This window comes from Methanomicrobiales archaeon, from assembly GCA_030019205.1.
Taxonomy (GTDB): Archaea; Halobacteriota; Methanomicrobia; order Methanomicrobiales; family JACTUA01; genus JASEFH01.
Genome location: JASEFH010000001.1, coordinates 50,149 through 70,336, shown reverse-complemented (window position 1 = coordinate 70,336; position 20,188 = coordinate 50,149). Strand labels below are relative to the sequence as shown.

Sequence of the window (20,188 nt, the reverse complement as noted above, 5' to 3'; positions counted from 1 at the left end):
TCCCTCCCTTCAGGCCCCATCACGACCTATGGAGGGGGTGCGCCCTCCCCCCCCGAACCCATACACCTCCGCACCCGTTAGACCCTTACGGGTGCTGACGGGATCCGGTCTCACCCGGAGACGAAGAACGAGATTGCACTCGGTCTCCTGCACCCTGTTCCAGGCGTATCTTACGAATAGAGAGACTCCCCCCATTTACCGCCGCTCCGATAGACACGATAGCCCCGATCCCGAACGCAGGAACGATCCGGTATGCTCCCCCCGCGAGGAGAAGAAACCCGGTTCGGTTCCAGCTTGCCGATCGCAGTACCGGATATCCTTCCCATTGTATGTCCGACTATCGCAGGTGGGAGTTGATGACTTCTGTCCTCTTCGGATCAAGAAGCCCGATAGCGGGGGATCTCGCATCTCTCGAAGAGGCGCCCCCGCCCATGGCAGAAACCCGCCAGATTGGTGAGAAGCCTCCCTGTGGCGGCCCCTGCCTAACTCCTGCGATTTCTCTTCTGCGCGGCCAGTCTCTCGATAGCGTCTTTGTCGACCTCTGGGCTTACGATCAGCCTTCCCGTGCGAACCGCATCGTCGACGAAACCCTTCCCGAGCTCGGTCCGGAGAATGAGCGTGGTGCAGCCTTCCTTGCTTCCGATACCGCCTGCTGAGATGTCTGCCTCCCGTGCGGTGAGGTCCGTGCATGCATGACAGCCGGGGCGCACGCATTCTTCAAGCCGGGTGAGGGGGATCTCGATGGCGCGGCCATCGGTAAGACCGACGATGAGCTTCCCCTTCACGTCCAGGCGGCGGATCTGCCAGGGTTCGATCCGGTGCTCCCGCCCGAGCTTCTCCTCCATGAGGCGATGGAAATCGAAACTTTCCGTGCAGAAAAGGCCGATTACCAGCCGGATCGACCGCGTGAAGGGGCGCAGCAGCGGATGCTCGCTCCTGCGCATCCGTGCGAGTGCTGCGGCCACGCAGGGAACCCCCACCACCGCAATCCTGCGGTGCTTGCGGATCATAACCGCCTCTTTGAGGGCAGCTACGAGCGGCACCCACCAGGCGTAGCGGCTCCCTGCCTGGTGGATCAGCGCATCGGTCTCGGTGATAACCACCGACGAAGGGCGATGCGTCCAGCGGTCCTCGGCAACGGTAACGACAGCGTCGATCAATCCTTCCTCGAGGGCGTTATGGAGGATTGCGGTCACCGCTCCCCCGCTCTGTCGTCCCGGCACCTCGAACGCGGCGCGTGCCGTCAGCCAATCGATACAGTCCCCGGGAGGCTGCTCGGTCGCAGGCACGGGGGATGCCCTCGGGCAGACCTCGTAGCATGCACCGCACGGCACATCGTCCGTCGCCTGCTTGCAGTAACCGCAATGGACAGGGTGGGCCGAATCAGCCCCTGTCCTGAAGTAGATTGCGTCTGCCGGGCAGACAGCAACGCACGCCCCGCAGCCTGCACAGATTCCCGCGTCCCAGACCGCCTTCTCCAGATCCTGATAGCATTTCCCTTCCATGCGCTTCATCTACTCCCACGTGTACTTGCTCGCAAAGGGGCGGCTGCTGGCCGGGCCGATGCGGGTGAAGTCGGATTCCAGAAGCGGCGCTGCATCCATCCCGAAGTGATCGGCAAAGTCCCGAATGATCGGGGCGATCCGATCTCGGTGTTCGTCTGTAAACGGCTGTCTCTTCGCCCCCACACCCAGATGCTTCTCCTGGACGTCGCCGCGAATGAATATCTCCCCGCCATGGATGCCGCTGCCGATTCCGCGTTCTTTTACGGCAGCATCGCAACCGCACCCCAGGACGACGATTATGCCCCCGGCCATGTACTCGCCCAGAAATGCGCGGGCCGTACCTCCGGCTACCAGGATAGGGCGTTTATCCAGGTACTGCTTCATGTGGATGCCCCCGCGGTAGCCGATATTCCCGCGGACATAGAGCCGGCCGCCCCGCATGCTGTGGGCGGTCGCGTCCCCGGCACTGCCGTGAATGACGATCATTCCGCCGTCCATGGTGTTGCCGGGTGCGTGCTCTGCGTTGCCGTGCACGATCAGCGTCGGTCCGCTCATGAACATTCCGAGATCTCCTCCTGGGACGCCGTTCAGCGTGATGGAGATGCCGTTGCCCTTCAGTCCGTCCGCGATGAACCGCTGGCCGAGGACGTGGTCGACCTCGATCGCGTCGGCCCCGTCCTTCACCGCGGCCCGGATCCGCTGGTTGAGCTCGGTGTAACTCATACCTCTCGCATCGATCTGCACTCGCATGCTATGCCCCTACCGGTTTGACGTCCAGCACTTTCAGGATCCCTTCATCCAGGAGATATCCTCTGAGCCGGTCCCGATTGCCCCGCAGGCTCTCGATGCTGTTGATACCGGCTGCACCCATCAGTTCGGAGATCTCCAAGGTCCATGCATGGATCAGGTTCTCCACATGGACGGACTGCTCCTCCGGGTCCAGCCGCCGCACCAGATCCTCCCGCTGGGTGGCAATCCCCCAGGGGCAGAGCCCGCGGTAGCAGTTGCCGCAGACCCGGCAGCCCATGGCGACGAGCGCCGCCGTTCCGATGTACACCGCATCCGCCCCGAGCGCGATCACCTTTACGACATCCGCGCTCTCCCGTATGCCGCCGCTCGCAATCAGAGAGACTTCGTTGCGGATACCCTGATCCCGCAGTTTCTGGTCGACGCTGGCGATCGCCGCCTCGATCGGGATGCCGACATGATCGCGAAAGACCCGCGGCGCTGCCCCTGTCCCGCCACGGAAACCGTCGATCACCACTGCATCGGCGGCAGAACGCGCGATGCCCGCTGCTATGGCGGCTGCGTTATGAACTGCTGCGATCTTGACAAAGACGGGTTTTTTCCATTCCGTCGCCTCTTTCAGGCTCCTGACGAGCTGCTTTAGGTCCTCGATACTGTAGATGTCATGGTGCGGGGCCGGGCTGATCGCATCGCTGTGGAGCGGGACCATGCGGGTGCAGGAGACATCCGCGCATACCTTCTCGCCGGGGAGGTGTCCGCCGATCCCCGGCTTCGCACCCTGCCCGATCTTGATCTCCATCGCGGCTCCGCGCTCCAGATAATCGATGTCCACGCCGAAACGGCCGCTCGCCACCTGGACGATCATGCGATCCTGGTAGGGATAGAGCGCCCTGTGCAGCCCTCCCTCCCCGGTCCCCATGAACGTGCCGGAGCGTGTTGCCGCTTTCGCCATCGCCAGCTGGGCGTTCAGGCTGATCGCTCCGTAACTCATATGCGCGATCATAATCGGAGTCTCCAGCTGCAGGGCGGGGGAGAGTTGCGTGAGGAGTTCGACGTCCCCGTCTTCGGTCCGGATCTCGAGCCGGGCGGGCTTCTTCCCGATATGGGTGCGCAGCTCCATGGGTTCCCGTAGAGGATCGATACTGGGATTCGTCACCTGGCAGGCATCCAGCACCAGACGATCGAAGATCACTGGATACGGGAGAGCGTTCCCCATGCCTGAGAGGATGATCCTTCCAGAGCGAGCCTGGTTGTAAATCGCCTCCCGCGCCTCGCGGGTCCAGAGAGGATGGCTGCGGTAGTCGACAGGGCGCTCCACGAGATCGATGGCATCCCGGGGGCAGAGGGCAATGCAACGGTGGCAGGCAGTGCACGTTCTGGAGTCGATATGAATGCGCTCTCCATCTCTCCGGAACACCCCGTAGGAACAGTTCTCGATGCAGCGCTCACAGAGCATGCACCGATCCCTGTCTATCTTGATTCGGTAGCGGCCCGGCAGGCTCCCAAGGGTCACCTCACGACCCTCCCGACGACTGCTTCTCCTGCACCCGGCATGAAAATGCCATCCACTTCCGGCTCCATGGCACGGATGGCCGCCTCCTCGCTGCTGATGAACAGCCGATCCCCGCATTCCCCGGCGACCAGCGGACGGAGCTTGATGCGGTCCGTGAATCCCACGATGCCGTCCGGGTTTGCCACGACGATGGCAAAGGGCCCGTTCATCATCGCCGGACCGTATGCCAGGCGGAGCGCGGTGTAGAGTTCCCGTTCTTTTTGAGGCATCTGTTCGATCTCGTCCCAGAACGGGGGTGCAAGCGCCCTCACTGCCATCTCATCGGATAGGCGGTGCCTGCGGACGAGGAGATCGATCAGGTAGGCGACCACCTCTGTATCCGTGAACATGGTGCACTGGTACCCGAAGCTCTCGATATACCGGCGGTTTGTCCCGTAAGATGTGATCTCCCCGTTGTGCACCACACTCCATCCCAGCAGGTTGAAGGGGTGTGCGCCGCCCCACCACCCAGGAGTATTTGTGGGATAGCGGTTGTGCCCCAGCCAGATATAGCCCCGGTAGTCCTCGATCCGAAAGAAGTTTGCCACATCCTCGGGCCAGCCCGATGCCTTGAATACCCCGATGTTCTTCCCGGACGAGAAGATGAGGGAGCCTTTGCGCTGACTGTTTACCTGCATCACGATCCGTGCAACGATGTCGTCTTCCGGGGATGCGGACCAGGGCATCAGTCTCCGGTCGGGTTCGAAGAAGTAGCGCCACGGGGTGTGAATCTTGCGCACATTGGGCTGCTCGTATGTGGGGATCTCCTCATCGTGAACGATTCTTCCCCATTGCCCAAGCAGATCTTCTAACGACTCCTTCGTCCCATGGATCTCGTCGAAGAAGACATGAAGCGCGTAGTAGTCCTTGAACTCGGGATAGACGCCGTACGCTGCATACCCTGCACCCTCACCGCTACCGCGTTCGTTCATCGTCGAGAGGGCTCGCCTGATATGCGAACCATCCATCGCCTGCAAAGAGCGGTCAATAACACCGATAATGCCACACATTGCGATCACAGTGCCGTGCACGGGGGTGCACAAACAATATCCAGAACATATCCATAGAACTTCCATGTTATCACATTTAAATTTTTCTCTATCCCGGTGCACATGATTCAATCATAGTGCACCTTCCCTGTACGCGTACCGAGGCTCACGCCATAGTATCGTCCGCATATGCACCCATTGCACCTTAACCTCCGCCCCCCCCGCTTCATCCCCCCTCATGGATGTCGCCTCACGCCTTCTCCGAAGACGCATATCAGATTTCTACTGCATGCCTTCAATCCTACACGCAATCCTCGTTCGATCCCCCGTGACCACGCATGGCAAAACCCGCTATCTGTAAACGGTTTCGGACACATGCTACACGATGGGCAGGACAAGCGGAGCGAGTCTTTGCATCATGCCGAAGTTTGATACCGGAGAGATGGATGCGTTCCGCAAGAGCGTTGAAGTGGTCGTTTCGATCATGCGCGCCATCAGCGACCGACCGATTCGCGCGATGCTTCTCACCGCGCAGTGCTGCTGCCCTTGAGCCATAGGAGGAAGGAATCTTCGGTCTGGACCGATCCATCGAGGATTCGAGCCCGAACGCCAGGTTGGTGGAACCATCGATCGTCGCTTGCCCGTCAACCCATTGCCGTCCTGGCTGCCTGATCAGGGCTGTCGACGGTGATGACGGTGTTCCCTGCGAGGCTCCGTGCTTGGATCGGGAGCGAAGACTCATGGAGTCACTCCGACGGAAGGAGCGCCTATGGTCAGCCGCCATGCGCGCGGGCATACGGAGCAGGAGAGGGAGTCGGGCTATCCTGAACCGTTCAGGATACCGAAGGGCACCCAGTTTATCCGCATTGATCCAGTCAAGGAGAGCCCTCCACTGCTTGGCGAGGCGTGCATCATATATGCGCGGGTCACGAATATCTGAATACGGATGTAAACCGTTCTTTGACAGGGAAGGCTGCCAGGGCATCCGGCACTTCTCGGTTGGGGACGGGAGTGTTGCTGACAGCAGCGAAATGGAAAATTTTATATATAGAATGGTAGAAGCTATTTGCCATGAGTAGAGATGTTGTCGGCGAGACGCTCGCGCGGATCGAGGCCGATCTGGTCAGGTTCATCCGCCTCCAGTTTGCAGACATCGTGGGGATTCCTAAAAACGTGGCGATTCCCGTAGAGCAGGCGGAGAAGGCCCTGACAGATGGTATATGGTTTGACGGCTCTTCCATTGAAGGTTTTGCACGGATCGAGGAGTCGGATATGCTGCTCAAACCCGATCCGGCTACGTATACCGTCCTGCCCTGGAGGCCGGCGGATGCGCGGGTGGCGCGCTTTATCTGCGACGTGTACACCTACGGCAACAAGCCCTTCGAAGGGGATCCGAGATATATACTGAAAAAGGCGATTGCAGATGCCCAGAAGATGGGTTTCAGCACATTTAATACCGGTCCGGAGCTCGAGTTCTTCCTCTTCAAGATGGTGGACGGCAAACCCTCGGTCCAGTTTCAGGATGCGGGAGGTTACTTTGACCTGGCGCCGAGCGACGCAGCGGAGGATGTGCGGCGTGACATCGTGATGGGGCTTACACAGATGGGGTTCGAGATCGAGGCCTCCCACCACGAAGTGGCGGAGAGCCAGCATGAGATTGACTTCAAGTACTCCGACGCCCTGGATACGGCAGACAAAGTGATCACCCTCAAGTTCGCCACGAAGACGCTGGCTCTCCGGAGAGGGCTGCATGCAACCTTCATGGCCAAACCCATCGCGGGTATCAACGGCAGCGGTATGCACACCCATGGTTCTCTCATGAAGGACGGCAAGAACGCATTCTATGATCCGGATGGCGACAGACAGCTCTCGGACACGGCGCGCTATTACATTGGAGGGCTGCTGAAACACGCCAAAGCGATTACCCGGGTCGCGAATCCCACGATCAACTCCTACAAGAGACTGGTGCCCGGCTATGAAGCCCCTGTGTATATCTCCTGGAGCGCCTCGAACCGATCCGCTCTCGTACGCGTCCCGGCAGCCAGGGGCAACAGCACCCGTGCGGAGTTCCGGAGCCCCGATCCAATGTGCAACCCCTACCTCACCTTCGCATGCATGCTCGCGGCGGGGCTGGATGGTATCCGGAATAAGGTGGACCCCGGGGAGAGCACAGACGTGAACATCTACCACCTAACGGAGAAAGAGCGTAAGAAGAGGGGCATCGAGATGCTGCCGGGCACACTCAAAGAGGCGAACGGTTTCCTCATGGAAGATAAGATCCTCTGCGATACACTGGGCCCGCACGTCTGCGAGAACCTCAACCGCATCTGCGAGCTCGAGACCGATGCCTACCGGCTCGCCGTCCACCCCTGGGAGCTGGAACGGTACCTCGCCATGTACTAATTTTTTTTCGTTCAGGAAAATAGAAAAATTTATAAAAAATGGATAATAACTTCCTTCCAACATCACGAAAGAGAAAAGATCTGGAGAGATGGAATGGCACTCGATACAGGGACAACTGCATGGATGCTCACGGCAACGGCACTGGTCATGCTGATGACGCCTGGTGTGGGATTCTTCTACGGCGGGCTGGTGCGGAGGAAGAACTTCATCTCCATGGTCGCCCTCTCGTTCCTGGCCTTCGCGCTGGTGAGCGTCCAGTGGATCCTCGTGGGGTATTCCCTTGCGTTCGGGACGGACCTCGGAGGGCTGATCGGCAACCTCGAGTTCATGGGGCTGAATGGAGTCGGGCTCGAAGCGGGCGATGCAGGGTACTCACCGATGCTCTTCATGGTGTTCCAGCTGGTCTTTGCGGCGATCACCATGGCCATCGTCACATCGGGAATGGCTGAGCGCGTCAAGCTTTCGTCCTTCGTCGTCTTCGCCCTCCTCTGGACGACGTTCGTCTACGACCCCCTGGCGCACTGGGCCTGGGGCGGCGGCTGGGCGATGACTTTAGGCTCGCTGGATTTCGCCGGAGGGACCGTCGTCCACATCAGCTCCGGGTTCGCAGCCCTTGCCGTGGCGCTGGTCATCGGGAAGCGTGCAGGCTTCGGGGAGTACCCCATGGAGCCCCACAACATACCCATGACGCTCCTGGGAACCGCGCTGCTCTGGTTTGGCTGGTTCGGATTCAATGCAGGTAGCGCTCTCGCCGCGAACGAGATTGCGGTGAATGCGTTTGTGGTGACCAACACCTCTGCCGCTGCCGGCGCACTCGCCTGGCTCTTCGCCAGCTGGCTGAAAGGCAGGCCAGCCTCCCTGGGCATGGTCGGGGGTGCCGTGGCCGGCCTCGTCGCGATCACTCCTGCGGCCGGATACGTGGGGCCGATCGCTGCTCTCGCCATCGGCGCTATCGCCGGGCTGATCTGCTATCGGGCAATGCTCTTCCGTATCGACCGCAAGCTGGACGAGAGTCTGGATGCATGGGCAGTCCACGGTATCGGCGGCCTCTGGGGAGCGATCGCCACCGGGATCTTTGCAACAGCCGCGATCAACGGATACCCGGGGCTTATTGAGGGGAACGTGGATCAGTTCCTGGCCAACGCGGGCGGTGCCTTGGCGGCTCTGGTCTACGCATTCGTGATAACACTTGCAATCGCGAAGTTCATCGATCTGACAATGGGTTTACGCGTCTCCGAGGAGGAGGAGTATGTCGGCCTGGACATCTCCCAGCACGGGGAGCGCGCATAACGGGAGGTAGCATGAAACTGATAAAGGCTGTCATCCGCCCTGAAAGACTCGAGTTCGTTAAGAAAGCCCTGGAGGACAGGGGTATCTTCGGAATGACCTGCATGGAGGTGATGGGGCGCGGGGAGCAGAAGGGTATCGCTCTCAAGTATCGTCGCAGCACCATGACCATCGAGTTCATCCCGAAGGTCTGCATCGAGGTCGTGATCAAGGATGAGGATGCAGCGAGGGTTCTCGATGCCATAATAGGTGCGGGCAGGACAGGGAAGATCGGCGATGGACGCATCTTCGTCATCCCCGTGGAGCGATCCATCCGGGTGCGTACAGGCGAGGAGATGCAGGGTTAGGAGGCAGGAATCCCCCTCCTATGGCTCTGGAGAAATCCATCCATCGTATCATTCAAGAACCGATTCTACTGTTCTCGAGAACGACGAAAGATACTCGTCGCATTCCGAGGAACAGCGGGAAGATGCGAACCACATCCGGCGGAAAAAATTCACACGGCTGTATACAACCCCCTCGACCCCTCCCACCGTGCGATCGTCCCGGCTCAAGAAGCTGCGGTACACGGGAAGGCATGATCTGTGGCAGAATGTGCTGAAATCGCTGCCGGCCGCAGGAACGGGCAGAGATGGCGGGGATGCAGCCCCGAATAACTTCCGATGGCACTCGGACCGCTGCTGGGGATCGTTATTGAAGCCCCTCGTCAACGGCGTATCCTGCATTCCGACCACCAGGTGAGCCGGAAGAGACGTACCCGAAAAATTCAGGATGAAACCGACAGCACACCGGTGCCACCTCGGACTCCGCAAGCGGAGAGCCTATCAGGCGATCTTCCCAAACTTGTACATCCCGGCCCCGAACTCCCAGACCTCGATCGCGTCCACTACGTCACCGATACCAAGGCGATCCCCGCGAAAAAAACGGAATATCTGATATGATGGCTATAAATGCGAAGGGGAACAAGGTAAGCGCAGGTCGATCGGGACCTCACCCGGAAACAAGGAGGGATTGAGCGGATTTTCAGCGGGATGGAGGTCTTCAGGCAGATTGTTGCCCGCTCCGAACTGGAATTCCAGGACGCCCACATTTGACCTGTGCCCTCGCGATTCGGATTATTCTTTTGTTGACATCGGCCCTCGATGGCCGTGAACGCCGAAAAAGCGGCTCTGTGGAAACGCACATGATTCGAAGTTCAAGCATGCTGGATGAAAAACAAATAGTACTTTTTGAAGGAGTCCCTGGAGGGGGGAGAAGGCTGAAAGGAATGTGGAACACGCAATCCCGGTGAGGGAACCAGCCGGATCTTCGATCGAAAGCGTAGTTACGTCCGAGAACTCGGATGGCACACTCCCCCGCCGGAGTATGAGATATCACCGAGAAGTCGCGTTTGCGGAGTGGAGATTCACCGAGACTTCTCTGTTTCTGCCCTTCTGACCCCGGACTGGAGAATCAGCGGTTAGCCGATTCGTCTCGGGCACAGCAGGCCCCCTGGCATTCAAGGAGTGGTTCCTCGATGCAGGGTGTGAACGCGCAGCCGCAGAATCCACCGGCGTCTACTGGGATGGCCTCTATGCCACCCTGTAAGACCATAACGAGATCATCGTCGCCAACCCCATTCTCATCCAGAATATCCCCAGAAGAAGAACCGATATCGTCGATGCCCCGTGGATAGCCCAGCTGGCATTGAACGACCGGATCAAACCCTCCTGCATCTTTCCCAAAGAGCAACGGGAGATCCGCAATCCCGCCCGAGCCCGAGAACACCGGGTCAACAACCGCACGATGCTCAAGAACCGGGTACACCGAATCCTTGCATCGGCATCCATCAGGATCCGTTCGGTACTTGCGGTTGTCTTTGAAACACCCGGACGGCATATTCTTCAGGGTCTCCTGACAGGAACCGGTCTGGACATGTTCCTGGTATCGATTCCCCGTGAGAAAGTCCAAGCGAAAGAACCCGATCTTCGGAGTGCCCTACAGCATCACCTGGAGGCATCGCAGATCCCCATCATCGATCAGTGTCTCTCCCTCATCGACCAGACGAACCGCCGGATCGATGCACGGGATACGGAGATCCGTGCACGAATGAAGGATCAGGGGGGCGGATCTGAAGATTGCGGTGTCCATCCCCGGTATGGGAGCGGTCAGCGTGATGACCGTCCCGGCCGAAATCGGGAGTTATCACAACTTGGCCATACCCGAGAAACCGGCTGCCCGGTCAGGATTGGTGGTCCGGATTGGTCCCGTCGATCTCCCAGTCTGCTGATCATCTGACTGCCGGCCCGAGTACGAAACGAGGATCTCCCCCTCTCCGAAGAACTATGGTCGAAGCGGCTCAAGCTGCGGTGAAAATAAAAACAGCCGGCTCCGATCGTTCCTCCCGCGACTGAAGTGGAGAAAGGATACGAAGCGGCGATTGTTGCCGTTGCTCGAAAAATCCTATCTTGTGGACGATGCTCAAGAAACGAGACTTCTACTCGGAAGAGCGGGTTCCTCGGAAATGGAGGTCTGTCTCCCTCACAGCATCTTCCCATTCCCTGTCCATCCCGTAGGTTATCGAAATCCTTCGCAGAGCCGGATACAGGATCCAGGAACTCGATCCGTCGGGCGGGTGATCCGGATCTTACTTTTTCGTGGTAAACCCTCATCAGGAGCATGGTGACGGCTCTGATATTCCAAGGGAGAGGGGTTCGCACCTCCCTCCCCTTTCGTGCGATAGAGAGGCTTCCACCCGGTATTCATCGTCCTATACGGGCTTATCGCACGATCCCCCTCTCCGAGGGAGCAGCCCTCTCCGGGCTGCGGTGGGGAGAATCATCGACGGGTTATCCGTGGGATCGGTACGGAAATACACCGGAGAACGTTTCTAAAGAGCCGAAATAGCGTCAAATTTTGCAGGGTGCGGATGGCTCACCGTATCCCGAAGACCAGTGGTCACGAACTCCACGGCATCGTGCAGGAGGAGCGTGCGGCATGCAACCCGGAACCCGCGGGATGCTGTTTCGGCTGCATGGCACTACATGCCAGATCGCGGTGAGGAGAAAATGCGGGCGCTCCTGGCTCCACCTCCCGGATCCACAGATACACCCCGCAAACATTATTCAGCGCTCTCCTCCCCGGCCGGTCCCGATCAAAACGTCGGGGCTTACGAAAAAGAGCGATAAAAGGGGGATCTAATCACGGCTGAAATTTTCCTGCTCCAGCATCAGCGAACCGAATATCAGCTTCTCCAGAACCTGCGCTACATACTTGGCCTTCTGCGCCTGCTCCATGTCCTGATACCTGTGAATGTCGGCATGGATCTGGAGGCGCCAGAGCGCGAATCGGAACCGCTCGGATGCATCCACATCGAGAGTGATTGCCTCTCTGCAGATCTTCTCAAGAAGGAAGGGGAACTGCTCCAGATCCTGGAGTGACCGAACCACGTCGTTGAAGATCTCAAGCGGTTCCTGATCCCCCCGCAGAACATCCATGTACTCGGGGTTCATTCGCCCTCAACTACCTTGATCAGGTTCTCCATAACCTGGTCGACAGCCGTCCAGGTGGGGTTGTCCGTGCCCCTCCGTATGATGAACGGCCTTCCCTCGTCGGCAGCCTTGCGCATCTCCGGGTCTACGGGAATGGCACCCAGGAAGGGTACGCCGAGCTCCTCTGCAGCCTTTTTGCCGCCACCGCTCCCGAAGAGGTCGATCTCCTCTCCACAGTGGGGGCAGACCATCCCGCTCATATTCTCTACGATCCCGAGAACTCTGAGATCCAGCTTCTCGATGAATTTGACGGCCTTTCGGGCATCCAGAGTCGCCACATCCTGCGGCGTGGTCACGATGACTGCACCGGTGATGTGCGGCGCCAGCTGGATGATCGAGAGCGCCTCGTCGCCCGTCCCCGGAGGGAGATCGACGACCAGGTAATCGAGATCGCCCCAGTCCACGTCCTCGAGGAACTGACGGATCGCTGACATCTTCATCGGGCCCCTCCATATGATCGGCGTCTCTTTCTTCGGCAGCAGAAACGCCATGGAGATCACGCTGAGATTCCCCGTCACGCGCACCGGCTCTATCTTGTTGCCCAGGATTCCGAGCTGCTGCCCCTCCACGCCGAGCATGCTGGGGATATTGGGGCCGTGAATATCCAGATCCGCAAGCCCGACCTTGTATCCGTGGTTCGCGAGTGCCGTAGCCAAATTAACGGAAACTGTACTCTTTCCGACGCCTCCCTTTCCGCTCAGAACCAGAATGACATGTCTGACGCTGATCCGGGCTTTCTCCGGCATTCCTGCCTGAACAGCCCTTTTCTGCTCGGGAGGACATCCCTGGGCATGCGGACAGGTTTCACAGGTTCCCGGGCACTCTTCCGCTCCGGGATTCTGCTTCTGCTCTGCCGCATTTTCTGGATTTTTTCTGCCTGTGTTCGAGGAATTTTTTACCATTTTCATCCTTCCTCTATTCTTGATATGCCAGATTATATAAATTTGGCTGGACAGTCCCGGAATCGGAGCCATATTCGTTCTTTTCCAAATTTTCGATACCCCGAATCTGCGCACCATCCCCGGATGGGCAGGCGCCGGCTGCCGTCCGACCCTCCCGAAAGGCGGCAAGAGCGGCAGTGCGAGCGTCCCTGAACAGCGAATCGTCCGCTCACCGGGGGAGCGGAATTCATGCGGGCGCAGGTGGGTTCTGCCGAATGCTCTGGCAGGCGGGCAATCTGACGCTGTTCGCAGGATTGCCGTTCAGAAGAGGTCCTCATCGCCCCCGTTGCGGGATCGGTCTCCGCCGTGCTCGCGGCGAAGCGGTGAACCGCGGCTGCGGGAGCCTGCTCTATCCGGAAACGGGGGTGCCAACGAATGGACCCGGTATGACGTCCTTACGTGCCTGGCTGAAAGGAAAAGGGCGGTTCAGCCCCTGTCCCCCTGCGGATATGAAAGGCCTGATCTGGAGAAAGCGGGGGATCCGGCGTTGCGAGCAGCCGAATTCTGCCGTGACAGTCAGGGGAGATCCTCGGGCCGGGGCAACGGACCGGTGGAATCGGATATCTGCTCTCCGGCAGCCTGCAAATGTCTTCGGGGGAGGCAATCCCTCCCCCGAAGACCGTTCGCCCGATTTCCTCTGCAGTCGCTGCTCTGGGTTATGCCGGTCGACGATCCTATTCCACGATGAACTCGCCAGTCATGGTGTCGGGTCCGGGACCCACCTCGAAGGCGTACGTTCCCGGCTCACCGGGAGCAATGAACGTGAACTCTTCCGTATTCCCCGCAGGGATCATCGTGCTCTGGAACAGGATGTCGTCACGGTTGTCGGCACGGTAGACGATGATATTGTGCTCGTCGTCGAGATCCTGGTTCTCCACGGTGAGACTCACCTGCGCACCGCCCGGAACCGTGACCGTCGCGGGGGTCACGGACTCGTTTGTAATTACCAGACTCGCATTCGCCGTCAGCTCAGACGGGACCGTCTCATTCGCGGTCACATTAGCCTCTCCCGGCATCAGAACGGCATCGATGGTATAGACGAACCCATTGCTGGCCGGGATAATACTCTCGACTGTGGCGTTGTTGACCGTGAGGTTGCCGTTTACTGTCCCGATCGTGAGATTCTCCCCCTGGAGCGTCTGCAGAGTGGTGAGATTCATCAGCTCCATCTCGCTGTAGTTCCCCGCCACGACATGGTAGAGCAGGATATCGGTTAGGTTCCCGGTCTGGTTTCCGGTCATGTTCTGCTGTTGTGTCATGTTCTGCTGTTGTGTCATGTTCCGCTGTTGTGTCATGTTCTGCTGCTGGGTGAGGTTCCCGGTCTGGTTCTGGGTAACGTTCTGCTGCTGCGTCATGTTCCGCTGCTCGGTCGCATTCCGCGACGCGTTCTGGAGCAGCGCATCCAGAACGCCCGGGGGCAGGCTGTCGAAGGCGGCATTTGTCGGGGCGAAGACCGTGAAGGGACCCGGCTCCTGGAGCGTCTGGTTGAGAGTGGTCGCCTCCAGGGCTGTGTTCAGTGTGGAGAGATCCTCGGTGGCGTTGACGATCTCTGCGATGTTCCTCTCCAGAGTCACATTCCCGTCGGTGAGGTTCATCCCTGCGGCCGTCTCGTTGGGGGTCACATTCCCCAGCCCCTCTTGAGCCCCCGCTACTGCGAGCAGGGCGAAGACGATCACTACCGCCAGGGATGCCAGGGTACGATAATGTCTCTTCATACGCCCGGCAGAGATCACCATCTCGTTTAAATGCTTTTCGGAGAGACCGGCAAGGGTTATGCACGATGCGAATCCGGTCGGGACTCCCGGATGCACCCCGGAAGTATGCCGAGCACCGCAGGAACGGGCACCCGGTCGTGAAGGAAAGAATTCTCCGGGCAGCCTCATCACGGCGTTTTCCTTAAACGCCCTCCTCCTCGACGATGAACTCTCCGTACATGAGGTCGGGGTACATATCGCATTGAAAGTAGTACGTGCCCGGCTCCCGGGGTGCCGTGAACGTATAGCTGGCGATCCCCGGACCGGAGATGGGCTCTCCCCTGAAGATCGTGTCCACCCGATCGGGCGAGCGGTAGACGGAGAGATTATGGGAGATTCCGTCGTCCAGGTTCCGGAACTGAACGGTCACCTCGGCAGCGGCGGGAACCGTTATGCTATCCGTGTCAAAGGCCATGTTGCGTGCGGTCAGGCATACAATCACCACAGACATCCCTCCCTGATGGGATCAGAAAGAGCCGGAACCCTGTAATAATGCTTTGGTGCATGCCTCGATGCCTGGAATCCAACCAGGTTGCCGGATCGAGGCGGATACGTTCGAAACGGATGAATATTCAATGCCGGCATGCGGCATCGACTTCGGATGCCTCGGTCCGTGAACGATGGTGTCGCAGCGGTATGGGAGAGAATCGCACCGCGTTCCGCTCTTCAGCGAGACGTACCTCTTTGCGTGACGTTCTCCTCCTGGTTCACGCAATCCAGATCGCGAGAGAACGGCTTGATATCGAGGAGAGGAGTGCCGTCGATCGCATCCAGCCACTGCACGAAGATTCGGTTTTTCTCTATGCCCAGCAGTTTCACTAATGAGATCCCTATGGGATTCGGTCGGTCGGGGGATCGGGTTGCAAAGACCCCGTGCTCTTCCTGCCGGTGCGGGGGCAGGACGCGCAGCGTGTGCCGCTCGGCGAGATGAAACCAGGTAAGAACGATCAGGTACCGGTTTCTCTCCAGGAGGTGGAGACCCTCGGTGTACTCGGGATAGATCTCCAGCTCGGAGACCGCATCGCCAAACCGCCCCTGACGCGGCGCATCCGTGCGGGTTCGGTAGAGAGAATGCACCACCCCTATCGGCTTCAGGATCAAGCAGTGCTCACCCCGCTCCGTCGCCTCTCTCTGTGCTCGTCCAGGCACCGGTTGCAGAGCGCATCCGCGCGCTGGATGTAGCGCTCTGTCCGCGGTGCGTGCTGGAAGCGCACCTGTTCGAAGCGGCGGGAGAGCGAATGAACCTGTGCACACAGGTCAGCCAGGTGGTCCTTTCGTATGCGGTACTCCCCCGTGATCTGGCGGATCACGAGCTCGCTGTCCGAGCATACCACGATGCGCGCACCACCCTGCCGCGCCGCCTCCATGAGCCCATGGATGATCGCCCGGTACTCCGCCACGTTGTTCGTCGTTACACCGGCATATCCGTGCCCTTCGAACAGGATCGCTCCTCCCTGCACCAGAACGAACGCGAAGCAGGCCGGCCCCGGATTGCCCCTGGACGCCCCGTCGGCATATATCCACACCTCCTCCTCGGCGCGCATCGCATCCACCGCCACGGCTGAGAACCGGTAACCGTACCCTTCGGCTATTGCCGGATTGTCGGCGCCCCGCGCCCTGAAGGCGGGCAGGGGACGCCGAACCATCCTGTCAATATGAGCTGCAAATATACATAAACTCCTGCGTCGTTCACCCCTTGCCGTCGGCTGGCGCAGGAGTGCGCTGTACCGGCGGAGTGAGGAAACCAGCCATGGGAAGAATAGTCGAAGATCCGGATCTGCGCAATAGAGTGCATGTCTTCGTCGATCGAGCTGACGCGGGGAGAAGACTGGCAGCGATGGTAAGGGAGATCCCCGAGATCCTGAATCCGGTAGTCTGTGCCATACCGTCGGGGGGTGTGCCAATCGGTCTGGAGGTGGCACGGACCCTGAACTGCCCGCTGAATGTGGCCGTCGTCCGCAAAGTGCATGTACCCTGGAACCCGGAGTCGGGTTTTGGTGCCGTGGCGTGGGACGGCAGGGTGATCATCGACGAGGATCTGGCCAACCAGCTCCGCCTGAACGAACGGGATATCCGCCGGGAGGTGGAAGCAACGCGGGCGAACGTGCAGGATAGAGTCAGAGCGTTCAGCGGAGGGAGACCCGTCCTGAACGTGGAGGGGAGGGATGCCGTCATCACCGACGACGGTCTCGCTGCCGGATATACTATGGTCGCGGCCATCGAATCGATACGCAGTCTCTCACCGGCACGCATCATCGCCGCCGTTCCAACGGGCCCGCCTGCCACCGTATCGGAGGTCGCGGAGAAGGTCGACGTGGTGGTGTGCCCGAATATCCGGAGCGGCCCCTTCTTTGCGGTTGCAGAAGCCTACGAACACTGGCACGATCTCACCGAAGGCGAGGTGATGCAGTATCTCCGACAGGCGAGGGCGATCGGTCACGCAGGAGCGGAGGCTGCCTAGCCGGAGGGAGATACCCTGGCCGGATTGCACCCGCACGGATGTATTCGTATGTGGGGGGTGGGGCTTTCCCGTTCCTGCCGCCCCGGCAGTCTTTATGGGATGGGAGAGCGAGAGGGGGATATGGAGGCGATCACCGTCCGGCTGGGGTTCAGCATTTTCCCCGCAGAACATACCTGCGAGGGAGGGAACCTGTCCCCTCAGATCCGGCTGAAAGGGCTGAATGCGCCCTCGATAGCAATCGTGGCGGTAAACCCATATGAGAGAGGCTGCTCCTTCTGCCCCTGGGCAATCTGGAACATTCCTGCAACTTTCCTGATACCCGCCGGCATACCCCACGAACCTATCGTCGAGTCACCCATCCGCGCGATTCAGGGGGTGAACGACTACGGCAACGTCGGGTATACGGGACCCTGCCCGCCTCCCGGAGAGACACACCGGTATTACTTCAAAGTCTACGGGCTGGACACGATGTTGGATGTGGCGCCCGGCTCGAACAAACACGATCTCCTCCATGCGATGCGGGGACATGTCCTGCAGTTCGGGAGCACGTTTGCCATGTGTACCCGCTGAATGCTCTGCCGAACAGACCCTTCCCTGGCAGACTCCGGCAGGATCCCTCCTATCGTTCGTCACCGGACGGGAGACGGTCGACCCTCTCGAAAATCGGGTCGGCGGAGAACCCCCTGTCCTCCTCCCGCAATCACATCGACATCCGCAGTTCCCCCTTCCGATGCCTCCGTGGCGATGCCAATGGCACGTCCGAGACGCTATCCGCTGAAGGCTCTCGACCGGACAGTTCCCACCTGCCGGCAGTGCGCTATCCCTTCGGGTCCCCGCATCCGCGTGAGCCGCTGCCTGCCCTTGTTCCCGAACACCTGAACCCCAAGATCTATCGTGATCCTCTCAAGGGCGGAAAATTTACCGGGCTGGCCGGCCCCATCCGCTAGCGGCCCCCCTTCAGCATGCGATCCCGGAGGAGAGGCTGTCTGCCCGGGACGCATCTAGCGCAGGATTCCTCTCCCCCGGGACGCGACCCGCAGGACGGATACATGCTGCGCCGTAGAGCGTTTCTCCGTGGAACCGAAGGTCCCCTCGCAGCTGAGCCACGGTCTCTCCTTCGTTGGGGAACCAGAGGTTCCTAGCCGGCTGAACCCCGGTGCAGCCATCAGCATTCCGATGCAGCACCCGTTTCCTGGAACCCCAGGGACGGCATACCCGGGACGGGTTGGAAAGCGAGGTATGCGATGAACACCGATCCTCAACCTTCCGCATGGGCCCGTGCATCGATAAACGGGTGCCAGCGTACTAGACTGGAGGCCTTTTAAACTACGTTTTGAGGACAACGGCAGGCAGACCTGCGAGGTGCTGCACCAACCAGGCATATTCACGCGGAGACTTCCAGAATCAGCATGGCTGCAGCAAGGATTTATATTTGTACGTTTTTATGTACGGTAAGATCGATACATGACATCGGTTGCAGCCCCGTATCCCCTGCCAGGATCCTACCTCTCTGCCGCCGACCTATACACGCTCCTGCAGCTCACAGATATGGCCGTTGCAGCACTGGAACGGCAGGACTTCGTTCAGTTGGATGCCGCCCTGACTCGAATCTGCGGTATCCGGAGGCGGTACGGAGACGTGCGCAGACTGGTCGATTCGCTCTCCCGCCGCCGCTCCATTACTCCGGCAGGAGTCCCCCACGATTAGGCCCGGTCCAGCTCGCTCCCATCCATCCGCCACTCCCATGCCGGCGTTCAGGGCGGAAGCAGGTAGGGAGGCCGATGCCATCGCAGCTGCATTCTCTCCGTGCGTCCCGATGACCCCTGCACAGTGCATTGCACGGATTCCGGGGGATACCCCGCCTTCGCAGGTGTTCGCAATCCTCCTGTCTGCCGCCTCCCGGTATTCGAATGTGCCGCACGCGGGGTAGGGAGGGAAGGGCAGTCGCCCCTCCATGTCCCCCTCACCGGGTCCCGGAAGGCCGGGGAGACTGAAACGCCAAATCGGGGACCTGGGGTCCCCGTTGCGCATCCGAACGGGATCGTGCAGACTGCCAGCCTCCGATTTCTGTGGAAGCCCGCTCTGACCGCCGGGAGAAGGGGTTCAACCCGCGATGGTTCGGACTGCCCCGACGGGGCCGACCTCGCCCCCTGCCCGCCGGGGGGCTTATCTCGGAGTTCACCCATTCCCGGTACCGGGGAACGGTCGTCTTTGATCGGACCACCGGGAACATTTTTCAATGCGCAGGGTGTGATCGGTGGCGAAAATGCATATTACGCTCACCGTATTTGCCATCGGCTTTGCACCCGGCGTCTTCTGGCTGTGGTACTTCTATTCCCGGGACAGAATCGAACCGGAGCCGCGGGCGATGGTGGCGAGGATTTTCCTCTACGGGATCCTGATCGCGTTTCCCGTCGCCATCATCGAAGGCATCCTGGCAGGGGTGGCCGGAATTCTCTTCACATCGGCGATCGGCGCATTCCTGCTTGCCGTCGCGATAGCGCCCCTCGTCGAAGAGTATGCCAAATTCTGCGTCGTCCGGAACACGGTGTACGAGAACAGGGAGTTCAGCGAACCCATGGATGGCATCCTGTACGGCGCCGCAGCAGCGCTCGGTTTTGCCGCCATCGAGAATGCATGGTACATCCTCTACGCGTTCCTCTCCTCGCCGGTCGATGCAGTGACCACATACACGTTTCGCGCACTCGTATCCGTCCCCGCACATCCGCTCATATCCAGCATGTGGGGTTTTTCCCTCGGACAGGCAAAATTCGGGGCGGCTCCGAATCCCGAGGGAGCGATCGTGCGCGGCCTGCTCCTGGCAATGTTCTTCCATAGTGTCTTCAATCTCCTGGCCAGCATCCAGCTCTTCATCGGTCTTGTCGCTCTCGTATTCTTTCTGGTGCCGATCCTGTGGCTCCTGGTGAACCGCAACATCCGCACCGCATTGGAGGAGAACCCATAGCGGCATTCTGTTGTTCCATCCGGAAATCCCGTCGATCGTTTCCGACCTGCAGAA

At 59.8% G+C, this 20,188-nt stretch carries 20 protein-coding genes; 9 read left to right on the top strand and 11 right to left on the bottom strand.

What is annotated here, in order from left to right; all coding sequences use genetic code 11:
• Positions 1 to 482: 482 nt before the first annotated feature.
• Genes QMC96_00305 through QMC96_00290 form a run of 4 tightly spaced genes read right to left on the bottom strand, consistent with a single transcriptional unit; the run spans position 483 to position 4,814 of the window.
• Positions 483 to 1,505, bottom strand: a complete 1,023-nt coding sequence (locus QMC96_00305; GenBank protein MDI6875200.1) for a Coenzyme F420 hydrogenase/dehydrogenase, beta subunit C-terminal domain — start codon at positions 1,503 to 1,505, stop codon at positions 483 to 485.
• Positions 1,506 to 1,514: 9 nt separating this feature from the next.
• Complete coding sequence (locus tag QMC96_00300) at positions 1,515 to 2,228, bottom strand: hypothetical protein (protein ID MDI6875199.1); 714 nt, start codon at positions 2,226 to 2,228, stop codon at positions 1,515 to 1,517.
• A 28-nt stretch (positions 2,229 to 2,256) separates the two neighbouring features.
• Positions 2,257 to 3,765 (bottom strand): glutamate synthase-related protein, encoded by a 1,509-nt coding sequence (locus QMC96_00295; protein ID MDI6875198.1) that lies wholly within the window; start codon positions 3,763 to 3,765, stop codon positions 2,257 to 2,259.
• Positions 3,762 to 4,814, bottom strand: coding sequence for a glutamine amidotransferase family protein (locus tag QMC96_00290; protein ID MDI6875197.1), 1,053 nt, complete (start codon positions 4,812 to 4,814; stop codon positions 3,762 to 3,764). The genes QMC96_00295 and QMC96_00290 overlap by 4 nt, the downstream gene beginning before the upstream one ends.
• 397 nt (positions 4,815 to 5,211) lie before the next feature.
• On the opposite strand from QMC96_00290, the gene QMC96_00285 reads away from it, so the two are divergent.
• From QMC96_00285 to QMC96_00265, 5 genes are all read left to right on the top strand, one after another.
• Positions 5,212 to 5,343, top strand: coding sequence for a hypothetical protein (locus QMC96_00285; GenBank protein ID MDI6875196.1), 132 nt, complete (start codon positions 5,212 to 5,214; stop codon positions 5,341 to 5,343).
• A gap of 219 nt (positions 5,344 to 5,562) precedes the next feature.
• The gene (locus tag QMC96_00280; protein MDI6875195.1) at positions 5,563 to 5,733 is read left to right on the top strand and encodes a hypothetical protein; all 171 of its coding nucleotides are present in this window, start codon (positions 5,563 to 5,565) and stop codon (positions 5,731 to 5,733) included.
• Positions 5,734 to 5,864: 131 nt separating this feature from the next.
• On the top strand, positions 5,865 to 7,196 hold the full coding sequence (glnA, locus tag QMC96_00275; GenBank protein ID MDI6875194.1) for a type I glutamate--ammonia ligase: 1,332 nt from the start codon (positions 5,865 to 5,867) through the stop codon (positions 7,194 to 7,196).
• A 93-nt stretch (positions 7,197 to 7,289) separates the two neighbouring features.
• Positions 7,290 to 8,486 carry an ammonium transporter gene (locus tag QMC96_00270; protein ID MDI6875193.1) on the top strand — a complete coding sequence of 399 codons (1,197 nt, stop codon included), beginning with the start codon at positions 7,290 to 7,292 and terminating at the stop codon, positions 8,484 to 8,486.
• Between the two features lie 11 nt (positions 8,487 to 8,497).
• Positions 8,498 to 8,830: a P-II family nitrogen regulator gene (locus QMC96_00265; GenBank protein MDI6875192.1), complete on the top strand. Its 333-nt coding sequence runs from the start codon at positions 8,498 to 8,500 to the stop codon at positions 8,828 to 8,830.
• Positions 8,831 to 9,935: 1,105 nt separating this feature from the next.
• On the opposite strand, the gene QMC96_00260 is transcribed toward QMC96_00265, so the two are convergent.
• The 7 genes from QMC96_00260 to QMC96_00230 form a co-directional block, all read right to left on the bottom strand.
• Complete coding sequence (locus QMC96_00260) at positions 9,936 to 10,433, bottom strand: hypothetical protein (GenBank protein ID MDI6875191.1); 498 nt, start codon at positions 10,431 to 10,433, stop codon at positions 9,936 to 9,938.
• 1,226 nt (positions 10,434 to 11,659) lie between these two features.
• Entirely contained in the window at positions 11,660 to 11,974 is a 315-nt protein-coding gene (locus tag QMC96_00255; protein ID MDI6875190.1) for a hypothetical protein, read from the bottom strand.
• Positions 11,971 to 12,915, bottom strand: coding sequence for an Mrp/NBP35 family ATP-binding protein (locus QMC96_00250; protein MDI6875189.1), 945 nt, complete (start codon positions 12,913 to 12,915; stop codon positions 11,971 to 11,973). The genes QMC96_00255 and QMC96_00250 overlap by 4 nt, the downstream gene beginning before the upstream one ends.
• 713 nt (positions 12,916 to 13,628) lie before the next feature.
• Positions 13,629 to 14,669 carry a fasciclin domain-containing protein gene (locus tag QMC96_00245; protein ID MDI6875188.1) on the bottom strand — a complete coding sequence of 347 codons (1,041 nt, stop codon included), beginning with the start codon at positions 14,667 to 14,669 and terminating at the stop codon, positions 13,629 to 13,631.
• Between the two features lie 181 nt (positions 14,670 to 14,850).
• Positions 14,851 to 15,159, bottom strand: coding sequence for a cupredoxin domain-containing protein (locus tag QMC96_00240; protein MDI6875187.1), 309 nt, complete (start codon positions 15,157 to 15,159; stop codon positions 14,851 to 14,853).
• Between the two features lie 215 nt (positions 15,160 to 15,374).
• Positions 15,375 to 15,809, bottom strand: a complete 435-nt coding sequence (gene tsaA / locus QMC96_00235; protein ID MDI6875186.1) for a tRNA (N6-threonylcarbamoyladenosine(37)-N6)-methyltransferase TrmO — start codon at positions 15,807 to 15,809, stop codon at positions 15,375 to 15,377.
• Positions 15,806 to 16,354 (bottom strand): ribonuclease HI family protein, encoded by a 549-nt coding sequence (locus QMC96_00230; GenBank protein MDI6875185.1) that lies wholly within the window; start codon positions 16,352 to 16,354, stop codon positions 15,806 to 15,808. The genes tsaA and QMC96_00230 overlap by 4 nt, the downstream gene beginning before the upstream one ends.
• Positions 16,355 to 16,458: 104 nt before the next feature.
• Between QMC96_00230 and QMC96_00225 the strand changes: the two genes are divergently transcribed.
• From QMC96_00225 to QMC96_00210, 4 genes are all read left to right on the top strand, one after another.
• Positions 16,459 to 17,169 (top strand): phosphoribosyltransferase family protein, encoded by a 711-nt coding sequence (locus tag QMC96_00225; GenBank protein ID MDI6875184.1) that lies wholly within the window; start codon positions 16,459 to 16,461, stop codon positions 17,167 to 17,169.
• 99 nt (positions 17,170 to 17,268) lie between these two features.
• Positions 17,269 to 17,739, top strand: coding sequence for a YbhB/YbcL family Raf kinase inhibitor-like protein (locus QMC96_00220; GenBank protein MDI6875183.1), 471 nt, complete (start codon positions 17,269 to 17,271; stop codon positions 17,737 to 17,739).
• Positions 17,740 to 18,633: 894 nt separating this feature from the next.
• Positions 18,634 to 18,876, top strand: coding sequence for a hypothetical protein (locus QMC96_00215; protein ID MDI6875182.1), 243 nt, complete (start codon positions 18,634 to 18,636; stop codon positions 18,874 to 18,876).
• A gap of 559 nt (positions 18,877 to 19,435) precedes the next feature.
• Positions 19,436 to 20,134, top strand: a complete 699-nt coding sequence (locus QMC96_00210) for a PrsW family glutamic-type intramembrane protease (GenBank protein MDI6875181.1) — start codon at positions 19,436 to 19,438, stop codon at positions 20,132 to 20,134.
• Positions 20,135 to 20,188: the final 54 nt, after the last annotated feature.

What these genes read in the sequence shown, in the direction of transcription:
- QMC96_00305 (MDI6875200.1), bottom strand. Translation starts at nt 1,505, where the DNA reads ATGGAAGGGAAATGCTATCAGGATCTGGAGAAGGCGGTCTGGGACGCG.
- QMC96_00300 (MDI6875199.1), bottom strand. Translation starts at nt 2,228, where the DNA reads ATGAGTTACACCGAGCTCAACCAGCGGATCCGGGCCGCGGTGAAGGAC.
- QMC96_00290 (MDI6875197.1), bottom strand. Translation starts at nt 4,814, where the DNA reads ATGTGTGGCATTATCGGTGTTATTGACCGCTCTTTGCAGGCGATGGAT.
- QMC96_00285 (MDI6875196.1), top strand. Translation starts at nt 5,212, where the DNA reads ATGCCGAAGTTTGATACCGGAGAGATGGATGCGTTCCGCAAGAGCGTT.
- QMC96_00280 (MDI6875195.1), top strand. Translation starts at nt 5,563, where the DNA reads ATGGTCAGCCGCCATGCGCGCGGGCATACGGAGCAGGAGAGGGAGTCG.
- glnA (MDI6875194.1), top strand. Translation starts at nt 5,865, where the DNA reads ATGAGTAGAGATGTTGTCGGCGAGACGCTCGCGCGGATCGAGGCCGAT.
- QMC96_00270 (MDI6875193.1), top strand. Translation starts at nt 7,290, where the DNA reads ATGGCACTCGATACAGGGACAACTGCATGGATGCTCACGGCAACGGCA.
- QMC96_00265 (MDI6875192.1), top strand. Translation starts at nt 8,498, where the DNA reads ATGAAACTGATAAAGGCTGTCATCCGCCCTGAAAGACTCGAGTTCGTT.
- QMC96_00255 (MDI6875190.1), bottom strand. Translation starts at nt 11,974, where the DNA reads ATGAACCCCGAGTACATGGATGTTCTGCGGGGGGATCAGGAACCGCTT.
- QMC96_00250 (MDI6875189.1), bottom strand. Translation starts at nt 12,915, where the DNA reads ATGGTAAAAAATTCCTCGAACACAGGCAGAAAAAATCCAGAAAATGCG.
- QMC96_00245 (MDI6875188.1), bottom strand. Translation starts at nt 14,669, where the DNA reads ATGAAGAGACATTATCGTACCCTGGCATCCCTGGCGGTAGTGATCGTC.
- QMC96_00240 (MDI6875187.1), bottom strand. Translation starts at nt 15,159, where the DNA reads ATGTCTGTGGTGATTGTATGCCTGACCGCACGCAACATGGCCTTTGAC.
- QMC96_00230 (MDI6875185.1), bottom strand. Translation starts at nt 16,354, where the DNA reads ATGGTTCGGCGTCCCCTGCCCGCCTTCAGGGCGCGGGGCGCCGACAAT.
- QMC96_00225 (MDI6875184.1), top strand. Translation starts at nt 16,459, where the DNA reads ATGGGAAGAATAGTCGAAGATCCGGATCTGCGCAATAGAGTGCATGTC.
- QMC96_00220 (MDI6875183.1), top strand. Translation starts at nt 17,269, where the DNA reads ATGGGAGAGCGAGAGGGGGATATGGAGGCGATCACCGTCCGGCTGGGG.
- QMC96_00215 (MDI6875182.1), top strand. Translation starts at nt 18,634, where the DNA reads ATGACATCGGTTGCAGCCCCGTATCCCCTGCCAGGATCCTACCTCTCT.
- QMC96_00210 (MDI6875181.1), top strand. Translation starts at nt 19,436, where the DNA reads ATGCATATTACGCTCACCGTATTTGCCATCGGCTTTGCACCCGGCGTC.